The sequence below is a fragment of the Arcicella sp. GW822-FHT02H01 genome (assembly GCF_058802005.1).
In genome coordinates this window covers 3389262-3415311 of record NZ_JBXANT010000001.1, presented here as the reverse complement: position 1 = coordinate 3415311, position 26050 = coordinate 3389262, and the positions used below count along the sequence as shown (strand labels likewise).

At 36.2% G+C, this 26050-nt stretch carries 22 protein-coding genes; 9 read left to right on the top strand and 13 right to left on the bottom strand.

Annotation, left to right across the window (positions count from 1 at the left end; genetic code table 11):
- The first annotated feature begins 117 nt into the window (after positions 1-117).
- The 4 genes from AC1RNE_RS14355 to AC1RNE_RS14340 all read left to right on the top strand — a co-directional run bounded on the left by AC1RNE_RS14355 (position 118) and on the right by AC1RNE_RS14340 (position 3365).
- The gene (locus AC1RNE_RS14355; RefSeq protein ID WP_492801701.1) at positions 118-957 is read left to right on the top strand and encodes an AraC family transcriptional regulator; all 840 of its coding nucleotides are present in this window, start codon (positions 118-120) and stop codon (positions 955-957) included.
- Between the two features lie 51 nt (positions 958-1008).
- Complete coding sequence (locus AC1RNE_RS14350) at positions 1009-1854, top strand: glycerophosphodiester phosphodiesterase family protein (protein WP_492801700.1); 846 nt, start codon at positions 1009-1011, stop codon at positions 1852-1854.
- Between the two features lie 49 nt (positions 1855-1903).
- The gene (gene ispE, locus AC1RNE_RS14345; RefSeq protein WP_492801699.1) at positions 1904-2710 is read left to right on the top strand and encodes a 4-(cytidine 5'-diphospho)-2-C-methyl-D-erythritol kinase; all 807 of its coding nucleotides are present in this window, start codon (positions 1904-1906) and stop codon (positions 2708-2710) included.
- 82 nt (positions 2711-2792) lie between these two features.
- Positions 2793-3365, top strand: a complete 573-nt coding sequence (locus AC1RNE_RS14340) for a cytochrome c oxidase subunit 3 (protein ID WP_492801698.1) — start codon at positions 2793-2795, stop codon at positions 3363-3365.
- Positions 3366-3419: 54 nt separating this feature from the next.
- On the opposite strand, the gene AC1RNE_RS14335 is transcribed toward AC1RNE_RS14340, so the two are convergent.
- The 5 genes from AC1RNE_RS14335 to AC1RNE_RS14315 form a co-directional block, all read right to left on the bottom strand.
- A complete protein-coding gene (locus tag AC1RNE_RS14335) occupies positions 3420-6038 on the bottom strand; it encodes a TonB-dependent receptor (RefSeq protein ID WP_492801696.1) in 2619 nt (872 codons plus the stop codon).
- 58 nt (positions 6039-6096) lie between these two features.
- Positions 6097-6834 carry a sulfite exporter TauE/SafE family protein gene (locus AC1RNE_RS14330; RefSeq protein WP_492801695.1) on the bottom strand — a complete coding sequence of 246 codons (738 nt, stop codon included), beginning with the start codon at positions 6832-6834 and terminating at the stop codon, positions 6097-6099.
- Positions 6835-6905: 71 nt separating this feature from the next.
- Positions 6906-7262: a winged helix-turn-helix domain-containing protein gene (locus AC1RNE_RS14325; RefSeq protein ID WP_492801694.1), complete on the bottom strand. Its 357-nt coding sequence runs from the start codon at positions 7260-7262 to the stop codon at positions 6906-6908.
- Between the two features lie 236 nt (positions 7263-7498).
- Entirely contained in the window at positions 7499-9028 is a 1530-nt protein-coding gene (locus tag AC1RNE_RS14320) for a GH3 auxin-responsive promoter family protein (RefSeq protein ID WP_492801693.1), read from the bottom strand.
- Positions 9029-9175: 147 nt separating this feature from the next.
- Complete coding sequence (locus AC1RNE_RS14315; RefSeq protein ID WP_492801692.1) at positions 9176-10999, bottom strand: glycosyltransferase; 1824 nt, start codon at positions 10997-10999, stop codon at positions 9176-9178.
- A 614-nt stretch (positions 11000-11613) separates the two neighbouring features.
- Here AC1RNE_RS14315 and hemB point away from each other — a divergent pair.
- Entirely contained in the window at positions 11614-12585 is a 972-nt protein-coding gene (gene hemB / locus AC1RNE_RS14310) for a porphobilinogen synthase (RefSeq protein ID WP_492801690.1), read from the top strand.
- Between the two features lie 59 nt (positions 12586-12644).
- On the opposite strand, the gene AC1RNE_RS14305 is transcribed toward hemB, so the two are convergent.
- Entirely contained in the window at positions 12645-13751 is a 1107-nt protein-coding gene (locus AC1RNE_RS14305; protein ID WP_492801689.1) for a DUF2911 domain-containing protein, read from the bottom strand.
- Between the two features lie 211 nt (positions 13752-13962).
- Here AC1RNE_RS14305 and AC1RNE_RS14300 point away from each other — a divergent pair, with 211 nt between their 5' ends.
- From AC1RNE_RS14300 to AC1RNE_RS14290, 3 genes are all read left to right on the top strand, one after another.
- Complete coding sequence (locus tag AC1RNE_RS14300) at positions 13963-14520, top strand: Riean_0653 family protein (protein ID WP_492801687.1); 558 nt, start codon at positions 13963-13965, stop codon at positions 14518-14520.
- Between the two features lie 161 nt (positions 14521-14681).
- Positions 14682-15191, top strand: coding sequence for a gamma carbonic anhydrase family protein (locus AC1RNE_RS14295; RefSeq protein WP_492801686.1), 510 nt, complete (start codon positions 14682-14684; stop codon positions 15189-15191).
- A gap of 141 nt (positions 15192-15332) precedes the next feature.
- The gene (locus tag AC1RNE_RS14290) at positions 15333-15725 is read left to right on the top strand and encodes an HIT family protein (protein WP_309920890.1); all 393 of its coding nucleotides are present in this window, start codon (positions 15333-15335) and stop codon (positions 15723-15725) included.
- Between the two features lie 98 nt (positions 15726-15823).
- Here AC1RNE_RS14290 and AC1RNE_RS14285 read toward each other — a convergent pair whose 3' ends face one another.
- The 3 genes from AC1RNE_RS14285 to AC1RNE_RS14275 all read right to left on the bottom strand — a co-directional run bounded on the left by AC1RNE_RS14285 (position 15824) and on the right by AC1RNE_RS14275 (position 19291).
- Positions 15824-16849 carry an NAD(P)H-dependent glycerol-3-phosphate dehydrogenase gene (locus tag AC1RNE_RS14285; RefSeq protein WP_492801684.1) on the bottom strand — a complete coding sequence of 342 codons (1026 nt, stop codon included), beginning with the start codon at positions 16847-16849 and terminating at the stop codon, positions 15824-15826.
- A gap of 364 nt (positions 16850-17213) precedes the next feature.
- Positions 17214-17591, bottom strand: coding sequence for a DUF779 domain-containing protein (locus AC1RNE_RS14280; protein ID WP_492801682.1), 378 nt, complete (start codon positions 17589-17591; stop codon positions 17214-17216).
- A 149-nt stretch (positions 17592-17740) separates the two neighbouring features.
- Complete coding sequence (locus AC1RNE_RS14275; RefSeq protein ID WP_492801681.1) at positions 17741-19291, bottom strand: aldehyde dehydrogenase family protein; 1551 nt, start codon at positions 19289-19291, stop codon at positions 17741-17743.
- Between the two features lie 283 nt (positions 19292-19574).
- Here AC1RNE_RS14275 and AC1RNE_RS14270 point away from each other — a divergent pair, with 283 nt between their 5' ends.
- Positions 19575-20519 (top strand): AraC family transcriptional regulator, encoded by a 945-nt coding sequence (locus AC1RNE_RS14270; RefSeq protein ID WP_492801679.1) that lies wholly within the window; start codon positions 19575-19577, stop codon positions 20517-20519.
- Between the two features lie 104 nt (positions 20520-20623).
- On the opposite strand, the gene AC1RNE_RS14265 is transcribed toward AC1RNE_RS14270, so the two are convergent.
- The 4 genes from AC1RNE_RS14265 to AC1RNE_RS14250 form a co-directional block, all read right to left on the bottom strand.
- On the bottom strand, positions 20624-21268 hold the full coding sequence (locus AC1RNE_RS14265) for a hypothetical protein (RefSeq protein ID WP_492801678.1): 645 nt from the start codon (positions 21266-21268) through the stop codon (positions 20624-20626).
- A gap of 112 nt (positions 21269-21380) precedes the next feature.
- Positions 21381-23474, bottom strand: a complete 2094-nt coding sequence (gene fusA, locus AC1RNE_RS14260; RefSeq protein ID WP_492801677.1) for an elongation factor G — start codon at positions 23472-23474, stop codon at positions 21381-21383.
- 304 nt (positions 23475-23778) lie between these two features.
- Positions 23779-24825 carry a serine hydrolase domain-containing protein gene (locus tag AC1RNE_RS14255; protein WP_492801675.1) on the bottom strand — a complete coding sequence of 349 codons (1047 nt, stop codon included), beginning with the start codon at positions 24823-24825 and terminating at the stop codon, positions 23779-23781.
- Positions 24826-24882: 57 nt separating this feature from the next.
- Positions 24883-26025: a helix-turn-helix domain-containing protein gene (locus AC1RNE_RS14250; protein ID WP_492801674.1), complete on the bottom strand. Its 1143-nt coding sequence runs from the start codon at positions 26023-26025 to the stop codon at positions 24883-24885.
- Between the last annotated feature and the right edge of the window lie 25 nt (positions 26026-26050).

Below are 26050 nucleotides of genomic sequence, written 5' to 3'. Positions count from 1 at the left end.
ATTTATTTTATTTGTATGTTGGTTATACAGTTGTAAAACTACTTCAAAGCAAATCAGTACAGGTTGTAAAAATCTAATATTTTTCGGTACTTTTATGGCTTTATTAATAAGATAATTATGAAACGATATGTACTGCATACCCCTTTTAATATTTATCATTTCGAGACTACGAAATGGATGCACTCGGTACATAAGCATACCTACTTTGAGATTATTTTTATCCTACAAGGAAATGGTATTCATAACATCAATAGAAATACTTTTCTATATTCAGAGGGAGACGTTTTTCTGTTAGGACCAGAAGATTATCACGATTTTGAAATACATGCCTTAACAGAGTTTTGTTTTATCCGTTTTAATGAGTCGTTTCATCAACAAATAGGGGAAAAAGACGGCGCTTGGCAACAGATAATGAAAACCTTGTTGTATACCTCCTCCCAGAGCCGTGGGTCTATCGTAGAGGACAAACAAGAGAAGCAGAAACTTCATAACTTATTAACAGTACTCGAAGGCGAATATGCGACTCAGCAGTCTCAGTATTTTGAAATCATTCGTGATAGTTTAATGAGAAGTATGATGATGATTCTTGCCCGAAATTTATTTGGTCAGACACCCATAAAGCCAGTTCTTCAAGATTCTGTGGAAGCTATCCTGATGTATATCAAGCAACATATTTATAATCCAACTGAACTAAGTGTAGAACATTTAGCAGAAGTATTCAATTATGCACCTGCTTATATCAGCATCTTTTTCAAAAAGCACACTGGCGAATCGTTGAAACAATATATCATCAAGCACAAAATCAAACTCATAGAAGCCCGCTTGTTGTACAGCCAACTAACCCTAACAGAAATTGCTGATGAATTTGGTTATACCGACGAAAGTCATTTTTGTAAGCAGTTCAGAAAATACACAGGTAGCACGCCCACTACTTTCAGGAAAATTTCTTTATCTTAATTCTTTCAAAAGGCTTTGATGTAGTCATTTTCTAATCATCAATAACTAATTATGCAACAGAAAGCATTTGAAATAGAAGGGCACAGAGGTTGCCGTGGATTAATGCCAGAAAACACTATCCCAGCTTTTAAAAAAGCGGTGGATTTAGGCGTTGGAACATTAGAACTGGATGTTTGTATTACGAAAGACCATCAGGTAGTGGTTTCGCATGAACCCTATATCAATGCACTTTTTTCAACCCATCCAAATGGTTTAGCTGTTACTAAAAAGGAAGAAAAAGCACTAAATTTATATCAGATGACTTATGACGAAATCAATCGGTATGATACTGGTTTGCGTGGCAATAGGCTTTTTCCTGAACAACAGAAACTTGCTAGCAACAAACCTTTATTAAGTGAAATGTTGGCTTTTTGTGAAGCATATAGCCAAGAAAAAAGCCTTGCTCCTATTCATTATAACATAGAAATCAAGTCAGAAGCAAAAGAGTATGGCATTTCTCAGCCTGAAAGCATTGAAGTATTTGCTAATTTAGTTTATCAAACGGTCATCCAATATGTTCCTTTTGAAAGAGTAATTATCCAGAGTTTTGATTTTAATGTCCTTCGTTTTTGGCATCAGCAAATCCAAATAAAGCAGTATGATAAATGTACTTTATCGGTTTTGGTTGAGCGTGAAGGCATTGAGCCATCTTTGCAAAAACTGGGTTTTATTCCCGATGTTTTCAGTCCTTATTTCAAGCAATTGACAAGAGGAAAAGTAGCAATATGCCATCAAAAAGGGATGAAAGTAATTCCTTGGACGGTCAATCAAACGGCAGATATGCTAGCCATGAAAAATATTGGCACTGATGGGCTCATTACCGATTATCCAGACAGAGCCTTAAAATTATGGAAATAGGCGTTTTGTAAAGTATTTTTGTTTTTACATTTTCAATTATTAAAGTCTGATGGTTACTTTCCCAAACGCAAAAATCAATATTGGTTTATACATCACTGAAAAACGTCCAGACGGTTTTCATAACCTCGAGTCTTGTTTTTATCCTGTAGGTTGGTGTGATATCTTAGAGATTTTACCCACCCAAGAATTGTCTTTTAAAAGCACAGGCTTGCCTATTCCGGGGAATCCAGACAGTAATCTTTGCCTAAGAGCCTATCATTTATTAAAACAAGATTTTGATATTCCACCTGTCAGTATTCATCTCCATAAAGTTGTTCCAATTGGGGCAGGCATGGGAGGAGGTTCAGCAGATTGTGCCTTTACTATCAAAACTTTGAACGAACTTTTTGCGTTACAATTATCAGTAGCGCAAATGGAAAACTACGCTCGGCAACTAGGAAGCGATTGTGCCTTTTTTATTCAAAATCAGCCACAATATTGTTTCGGGAAAGGAGATGAATTTGCTGATATTGCTATTGATTTAGCGGGAAAGTTTATCGTATTGGTAAACCCTAACATTCATATTTCTACGGCTGAGGCTTATTCAGGCGTAAAGCCACAAAAGAATGAGATTGACTTAAGAGAAGTATTGAAAGAACCTGTTCACACATGGAAAAATGTGGTAAAAAATGATTTTGAAACGCATCTCTTACCCAAATATCCACGTATCGAAAACATCAAGAATAAATTATACGAGCTTGGAGCTTCGTATGCAAGCATGACTGGCTCAGGTTCAACTGTCTTTGGAATTTTTGAAGAAGTGATAGAAGCAAAAAAATACTTTGAACAATACGCCGTTTGGGAAGGGAAACTATAAATTGATTTGAAGATACGCTAATTTGAAAACTAATTACTGAATTTTCCTCTGTAGTAGTCTAAACTTAAGATTAAACACAAATATGCAACGCAGAGAACCTTTTAAATTTATGCTTCAGATGGCAATCTTCGGAAGTGGATTGATGTTTCTAGGCTTATTATTAACCTATTTGGGTATTGAAAGACCCGATGCAGGTTTTGGTAAGCTAATATTACCTCCTATTTTTTGGGTGAGTACTTTGCTAATGTTAATCAGTAGCCTGACGCTTCATTTAGGAAATTCGAATTTTAAAGAAGATAAATTCCTGAATTATCGTATTTATACGGGTATTACCGTTGTGCTAGGCTTACTCTTTGTTGTGATGCAATTACTGGGCTGGCAACAATTATTATCACTTAATATAGATAATAACTTCCGTACTGCCCGTGGGTTTGTCTATATTCTTTCAGGGTTACACATCTTACATCTTCTGGTAGGACTATTTTTTCTAATCAAAATATTCTTGGAAGCTATCAAAAGGATTCCGTATATCGATTCTTTTGTGTATTCAGTTAATCCTCCGAATCAATTAAAAATCAACCTGATTGTATTCTATTGGCACTTTGTAGATTTGCTATGGATATTACTTTTCTTGTTTTTACTTTGGCAAAACTAAAAGGTGGATTTGAGATTTTGTAGTAAAACGTTAAATCACAAATCCACAACTATGCTAAAGATTAAAAGTTGCACTTAGATAATAAAAGCCCCCTACACTTGGCCCAGCTAAAAAGTTATAATAATACTTATTTAAAAGGTTTGTCCCTCCCAATTTCAGTGTCAAGTTTTGTGTAGGTAAAGCATACGTCAATTGCCCGTCTAGTGTTGAATAGGCTGGTACAGTGCCCGTCGCTAGAGACGATTGCCATAAGAACTCTTCTTGCCATTTCAGGTTGATATTAAATCCTAACCGCTCTGTGATTTTTCGATTACTGAGCGAAACATTCATTATCCATCTTGGTGTATTAAAGGCTTCTTCTAATCCATCGTTGGTAGTTTTATGATCTAACTGAGCATACGATGCATTTCCCGAGAGCATAAAAGTTTTATAAACCCTATAACTCAACCCTATGCTTCCACCATAATTGAAAACTGTTGTTTTAGAGTTTGTCCACAAACGATAGCGTTGATTTTTAGTACGGTCGTTCAAAGCAAAGGCGATTGAATCAGGATTTGCACTAGCAGTAAGTGGTAGATTTGTTTCTACCTGAGCCATAAAGTTCTGGTATTGATTATAATAAAAATCAATGTCAACGTATAGTCGTTTATCAAACCATTGTCCTTTATAGCCAATCTCAAAACTATTGACTGATTCAGGCTGAATATAACCATAATCATTCTTTTTCAAAAGTCCTTTGTTTTTAACCAATGCCTGTGCCGTTGTTAATCCATTTTTATTGACATCGTTGGTAATAGCCGTTTGAAAAGCATCGATAGAGGTTTTGAAATAAGAGTTTTCAAATATTCCCTGAGACATTATTGGTAAGCCTCCTACTCTTTTTACCCCTCCGCTATTAACATTCGAGAAAGCCTCAAAAAGACTTGGGAAACGATAGGCATTTTGATAGGAAATCCTAATATTCTGGTCGTCAGTAGGCGAGTAAACAAGGGCTACTCTCGGATTCCATCGTAAATCAAAATACTGATTTTTATCTGCTCTCAACGCTCCATTGAATTTGAGTTTATCATTCAAAAACAATTTTGTTAACTGCACAAACCCTCCTACTTTATCATAAGTCAGGTTTTGATCAGGTTTCGTAGGATTAATAAAATAGTTTCCATCGGGTACTACTTCAAACGTTCTGTAATCAATACCTGTTAGGATATTCAGTCCCCATTTCTCTCGTAAGTTGCTTAATAACTGCTGGGTTAAATCTGCTTGTGCTTCTGCATGATATAACCACGATTGTACGCGCAAAGCCGCACCAATGTCCCAGTTATTAATATCGCCTAATTTCTTGATTAAGGCATCAAATTCGGCTGTATGAGGTTGAGGTCTTCCTTTATCAGCTTGGCTACGGGCTAATTGTAATGCTTCGGTAACACTTTTACCTGCACTTGTACTAGCATTGAATTGATTAGTAAAATCTGTAAACCAAGCATCATCCCCTTTAAAACTACGGTCGATATTCTCAGCCATTGAACGAATGTTATATGACTGTCCAGTATTCTCGTGAGTCATATAGATTTTTGCTTGAATAGAGGGCGTCTTTAAGCTAACACTATGTTGGTCGATACGGTAGTCATTCAATCGAAAGCGGTTAGTGCGTTGGTAAAGATTATCTAATACTCCGAAGCGATAAGTATAAGCAATCTCCCAGTTTTTAATAGGGCGAATGAATAAGCTAATGTCCCCTTTAATATTTCTGAGAGAGAAATCTGCTATTTCTTTTTCCATATATCCTGTTCGGGCTACTGAATAACGTTTACCCCCTAAAGTCAAATTTCTTCTATTCGACGATTCATTTCCGTATCCATTGATACCGTCATAAGCGGGATTATCGTTTCCAAATAGATTCAAACTAGCATTCCCATTTGGGTTTAAATCGCTGTTATTATCCGAAATCCAATCATAGCCCGTCAGGTATTCAATATTGATTTTTGTCGCAAACATATTATTAAATGCTTTTGCCCACCGAATGGAGCTTTCACTAAAAATATGTACAGAAGCATTGTTATCATTAAAATGATTGACACCTGTTTTTTGTTGAAAACTAAGTCCTTGATACTCAAATGGATTTTTAGAGAAAATATTCACCAAACCATTTAGTGCATTCATTCCGTATAAGGCAGAAGCCGCTCCATGCAGAATCTCAACATGGTCAACATCCAAATCGGTAGGTGCTAAAGCACTAGCGATGGGCGAGCCTATATGAGGGGCTTGGTTATCGACACCGTCTACCAATTGCACAAATCGTACATTAGTAGGGTTTGCAAAACCACGGGTATTATATACTTTAAACCCTAAACTTGACGTCAGTAATTGAACACCCTTGATGTTTTCGATAGCATCATAAAAGGAAGGAGCGGCTGCATTTTGAATCGTTCTATTATCCAATAAAGCAATACTTATGGGCGATTTCAACACACTTTCGGGCGTTCTTGATGCTGTTACGACTACTTCTGATAACTGTCGAATAGTATCTTTGTAAACTATTTGTTGGATTTTTTTCTGAGATTGTGCTGTAAAACTTATTGCGACCAAACCGAGCAGTAAAAAGGAATATTTTGTTTTAAAGGCATTATATTTTATAAAATATAACGATAAACATTTGAATAGGGTTGTTATCATAGAGGTAACGTTGTTGTTAAAATATTAGATAAAGTTTAGATAAGTAGCCGAAAAGCTATTAAGTAAATATCAATTTAACAGAGGCAATTATTAGTCCCAAAGCCAACAAGTAACGAAGCGTAGGTAGGTTAAACTTTTGACTTCCAAAGTACGAGCCTAGTAAGCCCCCTAAAACAGTAGCACAAATAGCCCATTGTAGGTTTTCTGGAATATGCATATTTCCTTTTGCAATTTGTCCGTATAACCCAGAGAGAGAATTAACAAAAATAAAAAGTGCAGAAACTGCCGCAGTTTCTTTCAGTTTTGCCCATTTCATCAACAGCATAAGTGGACTCAAAACGATGCCTCCACCTATACCAATCATGCCAGACAACAGACCGATTATTCCACCAGAAGTCAAGCCAGCCCAAAGTGGTACTTCTTTGTTTTCGGTTTCTTCTTGTTTGAACTGATACAATAAACGTGCAATGGAAATGAGGATACAAACGGCTAGAATTTTCTTATAGATGGCATCTGAAAGGGTCATGGTTCCTCCTAAATAAGCCAAGGGAATACTGGCTATCGCAAAAGGCCAGAATAGTTTAAACTTAAAATGCCCTGCTCGATAAAATCCAAAAAATGAGAAAAGGGAAACGGCAAGATTCATAATCAAGGCCGAAGATTTCATTAACGAAGGAGCTACTCCAACAATCGCCATGACTGCCAAATAACCACTCGCACCGCCATGCCCTACAGAAGAATATAAAAATGCTACTATGCTTAAAAGCAATAGCATCAAAAGGAAAGTTGCATCCATATCAAACGTTATATTTCAACAAATATAGCGTTTTTCAATAAATCCATCACATAGAAAAAATCACCTACTGACTATTTTTGATTTTCTTGGGCGAGAAATGCCTGAAAACGAGCTTGAAGAGACTTGTAAGCTTCAATGGCTTGGAGCCCTTCTGGCGTAACGATGGTGCCTCCACCGCTTTTACCTCCTACTTGTGTTATCACAAAAGGTTTGGTTGCTTGAGTATTCATCGAAGTAATCAAATCCCAAGCTCTTTTATAAGACATTTCCATTGCTTTGGCTGCTTTGGAAATTGACCCGTGTTCAATAATCAGTTCTAATAATTGAATTCGTCCTTTGCCTAAAAAACGCTCTGAACCATCATGGTTTTCTATCCAAATTGTTCCTTTTACACATACGTCTTTATTTGTTGGAAGAAGGGTTTTCATTTTTTTTATGGACTCTGGACTTTGGGGGTTGGGACTTTAGGTATTAAGACTTTAGGATTTTGGACTTTAAGATTTTTAGACAAAAGATACTAGACTAAAGACTTTTTGATTTTAGGGATAGCTCATAACTGAAAGCTGAAAGCCGACATCCAAAAGCTCATTACTCGTTGCTCATTGCTCAAGGCTGACAGCTCATTGCCCAAGGCTGACAGCTCATAGCTCACGGCTCAAAACTATCACACACAAACCTCTTTAGCCAATACTAAAATTTGTTCTAAAAATTCTCGTGAGTTGCTCAATCTTGGTACTTTATGTTGTCCGCCTAATTTTCCACGATTACGCATCCAAGCATAAAAAGTCTCCTTCGGTACTACATTTACCTTAGGGGGACTCAATACCATATCTTTATATCTTTTGGCATCATAATCAGAATTGATTTCTCTTAGCGTTTCATCCAACACCGCATTGAATACCTGCTGGTCGTTTGGTGCTTGCGAGAATTCAATAATCCATTCATGACAGCCCTGTTGCTTGTTATCCATATATACTGGGCCAGCAGTATAATCGCTCAAAATAGCACCCGTTGCTTCGCAGGCACGCGTAATGGCTATTTCGGCATTCTCAATAATCAATTCTTCGCCAAAAGCATTGATAAAGTGCTTCGTTCTACCTGATATTTTAATCCTGAAAGGGTAACGAGAAGTAAATCTTACAGTATCACCAATTTTATAACGCCATAACCCTGAGTTAGTCGAAATAAGAATGGCGTAATTTTTATTAAGTTCTACTTCATCTATTGTCAGTGCTTTTGGATGAGCTAACTCAATTTCTTCCATCGGAATAAACTCATAGAAAATGCCATAATCAAGCATCAAAAGCATTTCATCTTTTCGGTTGAAATCATCTTGAATCCCAAAAAAGCCTTCGGAAGCATTATAGATTTCAAGATAATTTACAGAAGGAGATGGGAAAACCTGATGACTGAACATTTCACGATAAGGTTGAAAAGCCACCGCTCCGTGAATGAAGAACTCAAAATTTGGCCATACTTCCAAGATATTATCTTTACCCGTAATTTCTAGTATCTTTTCAATCAACACTAAAGTCCAAGTAGGCACGCCCAAGATACTCGTAACATTTTCTTGGGAGGTTACCTCCGCCATTTTTTGAATCTTCTCTTCCCACACATTCATCAAGGCAACATCCAAAGAGGGTGTACGAATGAGTTGAGCCCAAATCGGAAGATTTTTCATGACTACAGCCGAGACATCACCCAAATAAGTGCGTGCATTTAACTGATTAGACTGCAAGCTTCCACCAATAGAAAGACCTTTGCCAGAAAAAACGGCTGTATCAGGTTTGTTTTCTACCAAAAGTGTCATCATGTCTTTTCCACCCATGAAATGACAATCGTCCAGAGATTCTTTAGAAACAGGAATATATTTACTGCGAGCGTTGGTTGTGCCAGAAGATTTTGAGAAATATTGAATATCAGAATGCCACAGAACATTTTGTTCTCCACGCATCATTCTTTCAATATAAGGATAAAGGCTTTCGTAATTTGAAATGGGTACTCTTTCTTGAAACTGCTTGATGGAAGAAATTGACTGATAATCATATTTTTTTCCCCATTCTGTATGTCTTGCCGACTCAATAAGACTCCAAAACATATCTTCCTGCGTTTCCATAGGTCGTTCCATAAAAGACTGGATACGGGGCAAACGTCTCTTCATCAACCAAGCGATTGTTTCATTAAGAATATCCATAAGTTAAGAATGTCGGCTTTAAAATTAGAGATTGTCTATTTACAAACTTAATAGAATTTATTGAATGTATCAAGTAAGCAAATAATAGGGCGACGCTATGCTAAAAATACAGAAGTCAGCTTTCAACGGCCGACTTCCTATTAATTCTTATTTTCTTCTCTTTAAGGCTAAGTCCTGAGCGGTATCATAATATGCTCGTAGGTTGCTCCAATCAAATGTATCAGAAATACTTTCTACACGATTTCGCTGGGTAATTCTTTCACGAAGCGACTGTTTTACAAATTTCAAAAGCATCTCTGAAAGTTGTTCTGCGGCTTTGTGGAAATCTTGCGTTTTACGGTTTACTACCATTACGCCCCATTGTTCATAGTCACGCATGATTTGCATCATATAATCACCAAAGCCTGATAGGTCTGAAGTAATCGTAGGAACACCTCTGGCAATACATTCAAGCGGCGTATAACCCCAAGGTTCGTAATAGCTTGGGAAAACCCCAAGATTACAACCTCTTACGAATTGTCCATAATCAAGCCCAAAAAGTGGGTTTGTCGAAACGATAAAGTCTGGGTGATAAACAATTTTTACTTTGTCATCAGGATTGTTCATCAGATTTGCTTTTTTGGTATAATCCGTAATCCCATCTTCATTTTTCAACAAGTGTGTTACTACTTTCGGACGCTTGTTAGTTTTCCAAGTTTGAATGGTTCTACGCAAACGCAAACGCCAGTATTCATCAATGAAGCCGTTCAAATCTGGCATCTGTAAATCTGTTGCCGAAGCCGAAGCGTTGAAAAGTTTCTCGCCTATTTGTTTTTCAATAGCATTACAAGTTTCATGAATTTCGTCCATTACCGCTCTTGATTGTAATACCTCAGGGTCAATAGAATGATAAGGCTGTTTAGTAATAAAAAACATCACAACCGTTTTATCTATTTTGGCTTGTTTCATTTTCCAGTTCAAACGTGCTAAGGCTTCTAAAGTAATATCATAGCCTTTGTTTGAAAACTCGTATCTACCCGACGTAAAAAAGTAAAGTGTTTTACTTAAATCAAAAGGCTGACTCTGGAAAAAGTGCCCCATCACAAATTCATTGATACGGTCTTTAAAAAGCGTATGTAAATTTTGATGTTCGTGCATAGCCGAGAATCGGGTAATATTTAATCCATTCGGTAAAATCAAGTCTGGTACTTTACCCAACAAGAACTCGCATTCTCTGGCAGTTACATCACTCACCGTTGTCATTACATGACACATATTAGCGGCCAAGCGTTCGATGGTGGCTTGGGCTTCGATACCATAATGACGAGCTTCGTCTAGCCAATTGAATGTATGTAATTTATCATAAAAATCAGGTACGTTTCCTGCTAAATAACGCCCTAGCATGGTAGCATGGGTAGTAAAAACAGTAGCGATTTTAACATTATCTTTTCTCAAATCAGGAATACAAGTAGCCGACATCCATTCGTGAATATGAGCAACTATTTCCGTTTTATTTCCTTGATCATTGGCCAATTCTGTTAAAAAAATACGAATCATTTCTCCAAACAATATTGTTTGGTTTACGATATCTTCAACATGTAGCGTTGATACTTGATGTTTATCCCACAGATTTGCTTTTATCTGATTAAGTCTATCAGCAACTGTAGCTAAATCAAACAATACAATTCTAGGTTTTCCTGTTACTAACCAATATCCATAATGTACGCCCAAACCCATCGAACGCATTTTCTGAATGGTTTTACCCAAAATTGAATCGTCCAAATCGTGAATAGGTTCAAATTCAGCAGAAGCTGTTTGTGGAAAATATGGCCCTAACAAAAAATAATTATTACCCCACTTTTCAACCATTGATGGCACTTTGGTACGAATTACGGTGTAGATTCCACCAACTTGGTTACAGGTTTCCCAAGCAATTTCAATTAAAACTTTTTGCTTATTAGCGGATGATGTGAGAGGGTTTTGAATTTCCATTCGTCGGTATTAAGTTTTAGAATATTTTCTGTTTACAAATATGAACGTAAGTAATATTCATATTTCAAGAAAAATTAAAATAAAATCAATTTTACTTTTGCCTAAATTTTATTACTATTTCAAGCCAAAGTAATATTTTGTAATCTATATTTATTTATAAAAATGCTTATAATGAAATACAAGACTGTCTTTAAATGTTGTTACTATTATATATACTTATCCTAAAAGTAATACACATTGCTGATAAATCGAATACAAATCTAAAAGAATGAGGACAATTTTGTGCTTAATTCTAATTAATATTTAACGCTTTTGATATTATGTAGTAATTAACATCATATTTACTCTTTTTAAGGATAAATGTTTTCGTTTTTTTAGTTTTTTTGCTGAATAACTGAACAAAATAATACTTTATCGTGGTTGTAAAAGAGATAGAGCAATATCTATGATACTGTTTATAAAACGTAAAAATCTAGGTTTATAATCAACAAACACGTAAATACTTCTATCATCAGGTAAATATTAAAGTTAAAATATTCCAAAATTTGTTCGAAGGTTTTACGAACTTTGTGGCTGAATAAAATCAGCAAAACCAGAGAACAACAATTATAATTATGCTAAGAAGACCCAGAAGAAATCGCCAGTCAGCAGCTATTCGTGCGATGGTAGAAGAAACAACTTTATCGGTTAATGATTTTATCTACCCGATGTTTGTGATGGAAGGCAACAACCTAACTAGCGAAGTAAAATCAATGCCTGGCATTTACAGGTATTCTATTGATAAGATATTAGAAGAAATGTCTGTTGTTCAGGACCTAGGGATTCGTTCTATTGCACTTTTTCCATTATTGCCTGAAGACAAAAAAGATAAAATTGCCTCTGAAAGCTATCGCCAAGGAAATGTTTATTTAGAAGCCATTCATCAAATTAAAAGTAAGTTTCCTGAAATCGCCATTATGTCGGATGTAGCGATGGACCCTTATTCTTCAGACGGACACGATGGATATGTGGATGAAAAAGGAAATATCCTGAATGACGAAAGCTTAGAGATTTTAGCAAAAATGACGGTGGCTCAAGCAGAAGCTGGTGCTGATATTGTTGGTCCCTCAGACATGATGGATGGACGAGTAAGAGTACTCCGTGAGGCACTGGATAGCAAAGGCTTTATCAATGTTTCCATTATGGCATATTCTGCGAAGTATGCTTCCGCATTTTATGGTCCCTTCCGTGATGCGTTAGATTCTGCGCCTAAATTTGGGGACAAAAAAACATATCAGATGAACCCTGCCAATGTGCGTGAAGCCTTAATTGAAGCAGAACTTGATTATAGCGAAGGAGCAGACTTTTTGATGGTGAAACCTGCTTTGGCTTATCTGGATGTTATCAAATCGTTGAATGATAATTTTGATATTCCAATTGCTGCTTATAACGTTTCTGGCGAATATGCTATGGTAAAGGCTGCTGCGCAAAATGGCTGGTTGGATGGCACCAAGACAATGGTTGAATGCTTGACTTCTATCAAAAGAGCAGGCGCTAAAGTAATATTGACATACTTTGCCAAGGAATACGCAAGCCTTACAAAATAATGGTAACTGTTAATCAAAAAGGGTAAAAGTTCGATAGACTTTTACCCTTTTTGATTAATTCAATTAATATCCTTCCCTTCGCTAAGTGTTTTAATCATTTTGGCGACATTATCTTTTTCTACATCATTTGGCGCAATGGCTATGGCTAATTTTGCTTGCTTCAACGCATTTTTATAATCTCCCAAAGCGGAATATCCTCTTGTCAAACCAACCAAAGGAGTGTATTCATTTGGATTTTTACTGGCATTGAGTTTAAATGCTTCAAAGGCTTCTTGTGTTTTTTTCTGTTTCAATAATGCTCTGGCATATTGATGTATTTCCAGCATATTTCCTTTGGGTAAAGCTTCTTTCATTATCGTTTCAGCTTCGGCTGTTCTGCCCAACAGTTTCAAGATTTCAGCTTTTGTACTTAATGTGGTAAAATTTGCGTCGCCTACATAGCGTTCGGTAATAGAGCGTTCTGCCCATGACAATCCCTCTTCTAAGTTTACATTGTTTTGTAAACAATAGTTAGCTGCTTGATTTAAAGTTTGCCAAGTACCGCCCTTTTCACCTCTCAGTTCATCACGCATAGAAGCCAAAACAACAGCATGTACATCAACTTCTATCTTGAAAGGAATCTTCCATTTTTCCCATAACAAAGCTACCGTAGCCGATTTTTCAGTTTGGTCAACAAACTCGTACTTTAGCCATTCAACTAAAGGTTGATCTTTTAGTTGTTTTACTTTTACGCGTAAAGCATCTTCTTTTTCATCATAATAATAGCTTCCCCACGACGTAGCATTTTTTGAAAAAATAATTGTTACCTCATTTTCTTGTACTGCCATAAACAACCCATATTTACCAGCTGGGAGTGCTTGTCCTTCAATTTTTACAGGTGTTGAAAAACTAATCGTTGTATTTACATTAGCGCCTGCTCGCCAAGGTGCCGACACAGATGTGCCAAAACCCAAATCTGCAAAGCCATAATGCACTAATTGCCCCCAAATTTTACCTTCGCGTCCTTTTACACCAGGGCGGTGATAATTAATTGTTACATCTGTTAATCCTATCCTTTCGCTAATAGAAGCCATTTTATTTCCACCGTTGGGTGGAACTGTTAATTGAGCCGTTCCATCCAACATAAAGAATATTGATAGGAATAATGCTAAAATGATTTTTTTCATGTTTTTTAGATTTATTTTTTGACAAAAGACGAAAATGATTTACTAAAAAAAATATTTATAATCAACGATTTCTCAACATAGTCTTTTTTTACGTATATTTTTAGCGTAAAACGTATTCTTAAAATAATTTAAAATAAATTTCTTAGATTAGTGCATTTTAATTAAAGATTATTTATAAATTCGCAAAACTGGATTTCTTAGGGTGCTTTATATGAGAAAAAATCGGTACTTAATCATCTTTATGCTGTCATTTTCACTCCTTAGCTGTGAGATGAACGACTATGTCCATCCAGATGCATTGCCCGAAATTACTCAGATTGGAAAACAAACTTTTGGTGCAAAAATTAATGGAACTATCTGGACACCCTTTCAGCGATACCAAGCCAACCCGAATTTTAAGCCAGCTCCAGTAGTATGGGGTAAGTATCAAAATACGACACTCAGATTAACCGTAACTAATCAAAATACTTTAGAGTCGATTAGCTTTATGATTAATAATGTTCAGGATACTGGCAAATACCAGTTCATGAAATATTTCCCTAAAAATGCTGTAGAGTTTACACCTTTTGCGAGTGTTTATCAAAAGTGTATAGACGGCAATTGTTCTCAATACGCTATTTGTCAAAGTTGTGAAAACGAAGTGAATATTATTCGTTTTGACCCTGTTTCAAAAATCTATTCGGGTACTTTTAACGTAACTTTTCAAAACAAAGAAAATCCTGCTGAAATAGTCGCTTTAAAAGATGGCAGGTTTGACATCAAAGAGTAATCTTAAAATGTATTATTTTCAATCAAAAACAATTATATTTTACATTAATTCGGGGTTGTTTGGTATTTCACTGAACAACCTTTTTTTATTGCCTAAGCTCAGTTAGTTTGTATATTTGTTACCAAGAAGAAGGTTTTTGTATTTAATTTAATCTTAAAAGAATGCCTTTAATAAAACCTGTAAAAGGAGTATCGCCTACTATGGGCGAAAATTGTTGGCTGGCCGAAAATGCTACCGTTGTTGGTGATGTAACACTCGGGAAAAATTGTACCGTCTGGTTCAATGCTGTTATCAGAGGAGACGTTAATAGCGTTTCAATTGGGGATAATTCTAATATACAAGACGGCGCTATTATCCATTGTACTTATCAGAAAACCAAAACAACCATTGGTAATTATGTCTCTATTGCCCATAATGCTATTGTGCATGGCTGTACGATTGAAGATAAAGTATTGATTGGTATGGGTGCTATCGTGATGGATGGGGCTGTGATAGAAACTGGGTCAATCATTGCAGCAGGGGCTATCGTTACACAAAATACACGTGTGCCCGCTGGAACTATTTATGCAGGTAATCCCGCCAAATTCTTAAAGAATATTTCTCCAGAAGCAGCAGAGGTATTTATGAGAACCGCCAATAATTATATCATGTATGCAGGATGGTTTAAATAGCTTTTTAGCTATTAGCTTTGAGCCGTGAGCTTTGAGCTTTTAGAGTTCTAAATCATCAATCTCTCTCAAGAAAATCATTAATATTAATTTAAAAATCTCAAAGCTTGATGCTCAAAGCTGATAGCTTAAACAAATTTTTCCATGCCAACAATATTCACTAAAATTATCAATGGCGAGATTCCTTGCCATAAAATTGCGGAGGACGAAAACTTCATTGCATTTTTGGATGTTATGCCACTTGCCGAAGGACATACTTTAGTAGTTCCCAAAAAAGAAATAGACTATATCTTTGATTTAGACGATGATTTATTGGCAGGTCTAATGATTTTTGCTAAAAAGATTGCTCCAGCTTTACAACAAGCTATTCCATGCCGAAGAATTGGCGTATCTGTTATTGGCTTGGAGGTACCGCATACTCACGTTCATTTAATTCCTTTGAATACGATGAATGATATTAATTTTACAAGAGAGAAGCTGAAACCATCGCAAGAAGAATTAAAAGCAACGGCTGATAAAATCAGAGGGCTTTTATAATTAATTTGAAAATTTGTTGATTTGAAGATTTGAAAATGAATGTAACCCACTCGGTATTTAATCATTTTCAAATCTTCAAATTCTCAAATCTTCAAATCCTACTTCAAATATGTTTTCAAAATATTGATTTCGGCTACTGGCGCAGCTCTTTCATATAAAATTTTATAGACTGCATCAATAATTGGCATATCTACGCCATATTTCTCGTTAATTTGATGAATACTCTTCACGGCATAATATCCCTCCGCTACCATATTCATTTCTATCTGTGCTGATTTAACCGAATACCCACGCCCAATCATATTTCCAAAAGTACGGTTTCTTGAAAACTGCGAATAAGCCGTTACCAGTAAATCGCCTAAATAGCCTGAATTATTCAAATCTCTCGAGGCCTGCGGATAAGCATAGTCTAAGAAGCGTTTAATTTCCTGCATGGCATTAGAAACCATCACCGCCTGAAAGTTATCTCCAAAACCTAAGCCGTGGGTGATACCACAAGCCATTGCTACAATATTTTTGATTACTGCACAGTATTCAACGCCGTATAAATCTGCAATAGGGTTTGCCTGAATATATCTGCAACTCAATAAGTTAGAAAACTCTTGGGCTAAATTGATATTGGGCGAGCCAATCGTTAAATATGACTGCTTTTCTAACGCTACTTCTTCAGCATGACAAGGACCAGCAATTACGCACATTTGAGTAAGCGGTACACCAAATACTTTTTCCATCCAGTCGGTTACTAACATATTTTCATCTGGAATCATCCCTTTAATAGCTGATACAACTTTTTTCCCTGCAAAATGATTACGCGTAAGGTTTTTCAATGCATCAGGCACAAAAGCTGCGGGTACGGCCAAAATCACATAATCTACCCCATAGAGGGCATCGTACATTTTATAATATGCCTTTACTTTTCTTGGGTTAAGCAATGCATCTGTTAAATAGCTAGGGTTGTGATTATATTTTTTAATAAAATCAACATCCGATTTACGGCGAAGCCACCACTTTACTTTGACATTGTTTTCGGTTAAAATTTTGATGATAGCCGTTGCCCAACTACCACCGCCCAATACGGCAATTTGTGTGGGTAAACCTTTTTTGAAAGCAGGTATTTCTGTCATGTTAAATATTAAGAGAAGAAATACTTTTACTAAGACAATTAGTTCAAGTATCTATTATTAGCCCAGACCATCCCTTGATGATTAAAAGCATCTGTGCGGATTGCTACAAAGGTTGATTTGCAAAGCTAACAAGGCTCTGAGCAAAAAGAAAACAAAACAAAACAATATTTTGAAGAGATTAGTATTCGTTGGCGATTAATGACAGAAATCGATAAAATAAAGGAGTCTCAAACAATGAATAAATCTTCATTATTTGAGACTCCTTACTAAAAATGGTTTATTGATGCCAGTGTAAATAAACTTTCCTATATACAGCTATTAATCACTAGGGAGGGACTTAAGTCCCTCCCTAGTGATTAATAACTTATTCTCCCGTTGAAACTGTACTTAGATTTTGTAATTCTTCTTCGCTATACACTTGTGACCGAATAATAAACCGCAGACCCAAAGGGATTTCTAAAGAAAAGCTAGCTCCTCTCCCTTCAACAACATCTAATGTTAACTGCGTATATTGCCAATATTCAAACTGAAAGGCACTCATAAAAAATTCGCACCCATGAATTTCGCCCAATAAAACATCATTAGCACCTGTTTTAAATTCACCAACAGGAAAACACATGGGAGCAGAACCATCACAACACCCTCCGCTTTGATGAAACATAATAGGACCATGTTCCTTACGAAGGCGGTCAATTAACTCCTCTGCCTTGGCAGTAACCAATACTCTTGGGGTTTTGTCCATGAATTTTATGATTAAATGGTTATCGGTCGTCGGATTTCAGCTTTCAGTCTTCGGGAGTGAACTTTCAGCTATCGGTCATCAGAAGTCGGCTTTTTACTTCCTGCAAGCAAACATATTACTGAAAGCCGATGACCGAAAGCCGATAGCCCCTAAAAGAACCCTAATGCCTTTTTATCATAAGAAATCAACATATTTTTGCAAGAACGATAATGATCTAGCATCATTTTATGATTTTCACGACCAAATCCAGATTTTTTGTATCCACCAAACGGAGCATGAGCAGGATATGCGTGATAGCAATTTACCCAAACACGACCAGCCTGAATAGCTCTTGGTACTTGATACAATTCATGCGCATCACGTGTCCACACACCAGCCCCTAAACCATACAGCGTATCATTAGCAATTTCGATGGCTTCCTCCACCGTTTTAAAAGTCGTTAAGGCAGCTACAGGGCCAAAGATTTCTTCTTGGAAAACACGCATTTTATTATGTCCTTTCAAAATCGTCGGTTGAATATAATACCCATTAGCAGCATCACCCTTTTGTAAATGCGCAGCCCCTCCACAAAGTGTTTCTGCCCCTTCGTCCGCTCCGATTTTTAAGTATGATAATATTTTCTCGTATTGGTCGTTCGAAGCCTGCGCACCAATCATCGTAGTCATGTCTAATGGATGACCTTTTTTGATAGCATTCACACGCTCAATGACTCTTTCAATAAAGGCATCAGCAATTGATTCGTGTACAAGGATTCTTGAAGGACAAGTACAAATTTCACCTTGGTTTAAGGCAAACATGGTAGCACCTTCCAAGCATTTGTCAAAAAAATCATCGTCGGCATCCATGATACTTGGGAAGAAAATATTCGGTGACTTTCCACCCAATTCCATTGTTACAGGAATAATATTCTCAGAAGCATACTGCATAATCAAACGACCTGTCGTAGTTTCTCCTGTGAAGGAAACCTTTGCTACTCTCGTAGAGCTTGCCAAAGGCTTGCCAGCCTCTAAACCAAAGCCATTTACTACGTTCAATACGCCCGCAGGTAAAACATCTTGAATCAATTCTAATAAACACAAAATGCTTACAGGCGTTTGCTCTGCTGGCTTCATCACAATCGTACACCCAGCTGCCAAAGCAGGAGCCATTTTCCAAGTAGCCATCAAAAGAGGGAAATTCCAAGGAATAATTTGAGCAACTACGCCGATAGGCTCATGGATAATCAAAGAAAGTGTATTGGGGTCATGCTCTGCTGCCGAACCTTCATCAGTTCTGATACAAGCAGCAAAATAACGGAAATGATCAATTACTAAAGGTAAATCTGCATTAATCGTTTCTCTAATTGGCTTACCGTTGTCAATGGTTTCAACGGTAGCTAAATACATCAGGTTTTGCTCGATAATATCTGCAATTTTTAGCAGTATATTACTTCGTGTTGTTGCCGAAGTTTTAGACCAAGTAGCAAAAGCTTCATGAGCGGCATCCAAGGCTAAATCAACATCTTCTTTTGTCGAACGAGGTACTTTAGTGAAAATTTTAGCATCAATCGGCGAAGGATTTTCAAAATATTGTCCTTTTACTGGTGCTACCCATTTTCCACCGATAAAGTTTTCGTATTGATTTCTAAAAATTGGTCTTGCTATAAGATTGTCGGTATTTGAGCTCGCAGTTACAGGAGCTTCTGCTTCAAGATTTTCCATAATAAAAATTAAATTCGTTTCGTGATTTATTTTTTACAAATTTATCTTGAATTATTACTATTACTATTTACTTTTATATCACAAAACTTGACAATTGTATCATAGTATTTTTTAGACATAATATTGAATTATTGCCATAAACATGATAATAGTATCATTAAAATTGACAATTGTATCATTTAATATTTAGCAAATTGCATGGGTAAACTCATCTTAGTATTATTGTAAATAAAGTTTTACAGCACTTGTGCTGCCATTAACCATTGAGTTCAATCAAAGTAAAATGAAACAGATTCATAAGCCCCAGTCACCAGCATTAAAGCCGGTAAAGGATTTAATTACGCTCGTTGAGAACCGTACTGTATATTCATTGGATAATTTTGAATTGAATATATTCGAGACTCATCAGCAAAGTGAAGACGTCCGTTTAAAATTCAATAGCTTTGTGCTTACTACGATGTTTCGTGGGAAAAAAGTAATGCATTTATTTGATAAACAAGGTTTTGAATACCTCCCTGGCGAGTCAGTAATTGTACCTGCTAATGAGGAAATGAAGATAGATTTCCCAGAAGCTGATTTCTCGAATCCTACGCAATGTATGGCTCTTGCGATTAAAAGTGAGCAAATTAAAGAAACAGTCAATCTATTAAATGAAAAATATGCCAAAGTAGAAGAACATGAATCTTGGCAGATAGACTTAGATACCTTCCATTTAAAAAACTCGTTGGAAGTCAGCAATACCATTGACCGCCTTGTAAAAGTTTCTACCGAAACCAATTCAGCAAAAGACTTATTTGCCAATTTCATGATTAATGAATTGTTAATCAGACTCATGCAGACCCAAGCAAGGGTATTGATTGTAGATAATTATAAGAAATACGCTAATACGAATCGCTTTGCCTTCGTGATTCAATATATCAAAGAACACATCACCGAGAAACTGAATATCGAAAAGCTTTGTGATTTGGCTTGTATGAGCAAGCCTAACTTCTTTCGTCAATTCAAAAGAGAACTAGGCATTACACCTGTTGATTTTATCAATCAAGAGCGAATAAAAATCGCAAAGGAATTATTAGCTGAAACCAAAAATGATATTAGCGATGCTTGTTTCAAGGCGGGTTTTGGCAGTACCAATTACTTTTTTATCATCTTCAAAAAGCATGTAGGCATCACGCCTGGGAAGTTTAAAGAATTGTGTTTTTTGAGGGGAGGGCAAAATCTAGTATAAAGTTTAACGGAACAACTTATTAATACAAAATCAAAAATCAGGTAACAATCAATATGCAATCATCGAAAGGCTTCAAAACCATGATTTTATTATTAAAATAATGCTCAATGAATTCGTTTGAATATTTTGAATAAGATAATAATGATAGCTATTACAGCTACTATAACGAATTTTAAGAGTCCATTTTTTCTATTTTTTTCGTCTGCAACTGGGGCTTCTGCCCCATCAGTAAGTATCTCTTTTTGTTGCCAAGTATCAAATCCTTCTCTCGCCTCACTCAATACTGAAATTAAATTGTTATGACTTCCTGTATCATTTTTTCTTTTCTCACTTTCTAAGAACTTATAACGTTTATTCTTCCAATCTATCAATTGCTCATCTGAAAATATTATCTGCTTTTTTTCAAGAATTAATCGAGCAAGAATACGGTCTTGAAGACTCCATTCATCAGGTTTTCTCAGAATATCCTTTAACTCTTCTTCACTAAAACTGAATAGATAATGGTCTTTATCAAAATCATCTAATGATAACGCTGTTTGATTTTCTAAAATGGTATCCAATTTAGAGAAATCATCTGCATGAACTAAAATGCTTATACTCATCTCATGCTTATTATTTGCCATTGATGGGTTAAAAATTTGAGAGGTGTCTTCAACTTTAAATCTAATGTTATTTGCCTTCACAAGTTCTATAAATAACATGGCCTCATCATTAGATGAAAATTTTTGGTAGCTTAAATATTCTTTCATTATTACTTGGTATATGCTTGTGGATAAATTTATAAAAACTTATTCAAACAAAAAAACTCCCTCAAAAATCAATTTTAAGGGAGTTTTTATATTTAAAGCAAACTGTTACTAATTACAATCCTTTCGCTTTTTTCACGATTTCATCAGCCAAGTTTTGTGGCACGAATTCATAGTGAGAGAAAGTTAAGTTTGCAGTAGCACGTCCAGAAGACATAGTACGTAAGTCTGTAATATAACCGAACAATTCAGATAATGGAATATCAGCTTTCAAGATAACAGCACCTTGCTTAGAATCCATACCTTTCATCATACCACGACGACGGTTCATGTCACCAGTGATTGGTCCAGTGTATTCGTCAGGAGTAACTACTTCTACTGACATGATTGGTTCCATGATTTTAGCACCAGCTTGTTTAGCTGCTTCTTTGTAACCCAAACGAGCCGCCATTTCGAATGACAACGCATCTGAATCGACATCGTGGAAAGAACCGTGATATAAACGTACTTTCATTGAATCCATTGGATATCCAGCTAAAGCACCATTTTTCATTGCTGCATCAAATCCTTTTTGGATTGAAGGGATAAATTCTCTTGGAATAACACCACCAACGATTGCGTTAATGAATTCCAATCCTTCTTTACCATCTTCTCTTGGTCCGATTTCAAATGCGATATCGGCAAATTTACCTTTACCACCCGATTGTTTTTTGTAAACTTCACGGTGTTCAGTAGATTTCGTCAATGATTCTTTGTAAGCTACCTGCGGAGCACCTTGGTTTACTTCTACTTTGAATTCACGACGCATACGGTCGATGATGATTTCAAGGTGAAGTTCACCCATACCTTTGATGATAGTCTGTCCTGTTTCTTCGTTAGATTCAACTTTTAACGTTGGATCTTCTTCGATTAATTTACCGATAGCTTTCGAGAAGTTATCTTGGTCAGCTGATTTCTTAGGCTCAATTGCATAACCGATAACTGGCTCAGGGAATACCATTGATTCAAGAACGATTGGGTGTTTTTCATCAGAAAGAGTATCTCCTGTTTTGATGTCTTTAAACCCAACAACCGCAGCGATATCACCAGCTTCTAATCTTTCGATAGAATTTTGCTTGTTAGCGTGCATTTGGAAGATACGAGAGATACGCTCTTTATTTCCTGAACGGTTGTTCAAAATATAAGAACCTGCCTCTAATACACCTGAATAAGCACGAACAAAACATAAACGACCTACGTAAGGGTCAGTTGCAATTTTGAATGCTAAACCTGCAAATGGATCATTAACTGTAGGGTGACGAACGATTTCAGCTTCAGTACGAGGATCTGTACCAATAGTGTTTTGTCTGTCTAATGGTGAAGGTAATAATGCCATCACGTAGTCTAACATCGTTTGAACACCTTTGTTTTTGAAAGAAGAACCACAAAGCATAGGAACGATTTTCATACCAATCGTTGCTGCACGAAGAGCGGCTAAAATTTCATCTTCAGAAATTGATTCTGGATCTTCAAAGAATTTCTCCATCAAAGTCTCATCAAAATCAGCTACTGCTTCCAATAATTTCTCACGGTATTGAGTCGCTTCTTCAATCATATCTTCAGGAATAGGCACAACTTCAAAAGTCATTCCTTTATCGTGCTCGTTCCATTTGATACCACGGAAGTTAACTAAGTCAACTACACCTTCGAATGTATCTTCTGAACCGATTGGTAATTGTAAAGGCACAGCATAAGAACCTAACATTTCTTTTACTTGCTTACAAACATTCAAGAAGTCAGCACCCGAACGGTCCATTTTGTTAACGAAACCTAAACGAGCTACGTTATAGTTGTTTGCTAAACGCCAGTTAGTTTCAGATTGAGGCTCAACACCATCAACGGCACTAAATAAAAATACAAGACCATCTAATACACGTAACGAACGGTTTACCTCAACGGTAAAATCCACGTGACCTGGAGTATCGATAATGTTAATGTGGTAATCTTGTTCTCTGTATTTCCAGCCTACAGTAGTTGCAGCTGAAGTAATTGTAATACCTCTTTCTTGCTCCTGCTCCATCCAGTCCATTGTTGCTGCACCGTCGTGAACTTCACCAATTTTGTGGCTTACACCAGCATAGTAAAGAATACGCTCAGTTGTTGTTGTTTTACCCGCATCAATGTGGGCAGCAATACCAATGTTTCTTGTGTACTTTAAATCACGTGCCATTGTTAATATGTTGATTATTTGTTTTTTATCGTTTTTCTTAGGTTAATTTTTACATACAAAACAGAATAACCAATATAGGTTCTCGTGTATGTACTCCTTTATCCTAATAAATTAGGGTGCAAAATTACTGATTCTTAGTTAAATACAAAAGCGAAGTGCAATATCTTTTTATTAACTTGGGTAAATACAAAATATCCGAACAAAATAAAACACTGAATTCTATAAAGGAATTGATTCCCTTGTTTCTCTATTTCTACAGAATGTTGACAACCGTTTCAAAGATTTACAAGATACTCATCCAAAGTTATTGAGCATCTACCATCAAATGGTAAAGTAATTGATGATGCATCCTAAGCCCTTGCTTACCTTTCCACATAAATAGTCCTTGTTGCATCAAAGAACGACCAGTATCATTTCTGGAAACGACTACTAAATGATTTTGTGGGTCAATAATCATAAATTGTCCTCCCCAACCCGATGCCCAGATGGTTTTATCGTCTTGGTCAATCAGCCACAAATAACCATAATAATCCATTGGCTCATTGTCTTTTACTGCTGAATAAGATACAGTACTTTCTTTAATCCATTGCGACGAAACTATTTGATTGCCTCGCCATTTTCCCTCGTGTAATACCAAAAGTCCTATTCGGGCTAAGTCGGCGGCCGTCATATAAATGATATATTGTTGATGTTCAGAAAAGGAAGGCTGTTTATAAGTCACATGATTCGCCCTGAATTTTTCCATGCCTAAGGGCTTTGCAAGCCATTCCTCTATCATTTGCCCAATACTCATCTTGGCTTGGGTCTCTAAAATCGTCCCTAATACATTAAACCCCCAATTATTATAATAATAAAACTCGCCAGGCTTATGCATTCCTCTTTGCGGACGCGATGCCTTCATTTCTTTCGTCTCGCCAGAGGCTTCAAGATAAATACCCGACCTCGACATCAGCAAATCTCTAATCGTACAGGTTTTTTCAAGGGCTGTCAAAGGAGCTTTTTTGTCATCAATTCCCAATTCATCAAGTGTTTGATTTAGCCGGACGATACCTTTGTCTATGGCTATTCCATACAAAACGCTGATAATACTTTTTCGGGCAGAATGAGTCATAATAGGCAAATCTACTTCGCCCCATTGGGCTAGTATACTGTCGTCTTTAATAGCTACGAAAGCATCATATTCGGTTTTATTCTTTAAGAAATCGTAAGCCTCCTCGATTTTGTCAGGATGACTAATTTGTTCTTTAAAAGGTAGTGGTTTGTAAGCTTTATTTTTACCATTTAAAAACCGCAAAGAGCAAGAACAAAAAAGTAGCGATGCGAAAATACCTAGATAAATAATTTTTCTCATGAGCGAAAGATGTTGATTTGTCTTGCAAACCAAGGCTTTCTATGTCAGAAAAAACTCTCAAAACATTTTTTGAGAGTCATTATTTTTATGCTTTTCTAGAAATTCTTTGGGAGATACCCCTTCTATTGCCTTGAAGACACGATAAAAACTGGCTTCTGAATTAAAGCCACATTCATAGGCTAACCCCGCAATGGATAACTTTTCAACATCATTAGTCAAGAGTCTTTGCTTTATTTCGTCAATGCGATAGTGGTTGATAAGGCTTCGGAAGTTTGTATTCAATTCATTATTAATCACTGAAGAAATCAGATTGGGTGATAGGTTTATACTTTTTGCCAGTGAATCAATAGTTAATTCAACAGTTAGGTAAATTTTATCTTGTTCTAAGGCCTGTAGAATTGCGATTTGAGCAGACTGTCGTTCAGGACTTGACATTGCTGTATTACCCTCTTTTTCTATGCTTGATACAAAACTGACTTCTTTGGGAATATTAAGAGGGTTAATGTTATAGCCTCTAAAGCCCATATAATAAATTAACCCTGCCAGAAAAACATGAAAAACTTTCCATGATACTAACTGATTTTGCCAAAGACTAAAGCCTAATAAAACAATCAAAATACCCGAAAGCACCATGATATTTCTGAGCCATTGCAATGTTGAGGCATCAGAATTTGCGGTTTGCAGATAGGTGATTTTATCATAATGAACTATTTGACGATAACTTAATAACCAGTATACAATAGCCGATATGACAGATAAGACATCTTCAAAAGCCTTGATTTCATTGAAATATAATGCCTCCGCTAATTTATCTTTTTCTATAATTGTGTTTATCGGCAATACTGTTAGATATACTATTACTGAATACACGGCGAAAATAGCATAAGGGGCAAAATGCCAAAGGTATTTTGTCCTTAATTTAAAAGATGAATTGGTTAAGGAAAGCGCATAAAAATAGATTATCGGTGGAATCAATAATTCTAATGAAATGGGCAAATAACGTATAAAGGGATTATCCCAAAGATGGGTAGTATGAAGAAGTATTTTGATGCATAAAATATTAAAAACAACAAGAATATAAGCTAATAGCTTCTTATTGAGGTATAATGGCTTCTGCAAAAATAACAAAATAGAAATTACACATCCTTGTACTATTCCAACAAATAGCATTACCTCAAATACAGAAAATTGTTGGTTCATAATATTTAGTTTTTTAATAAAGTTA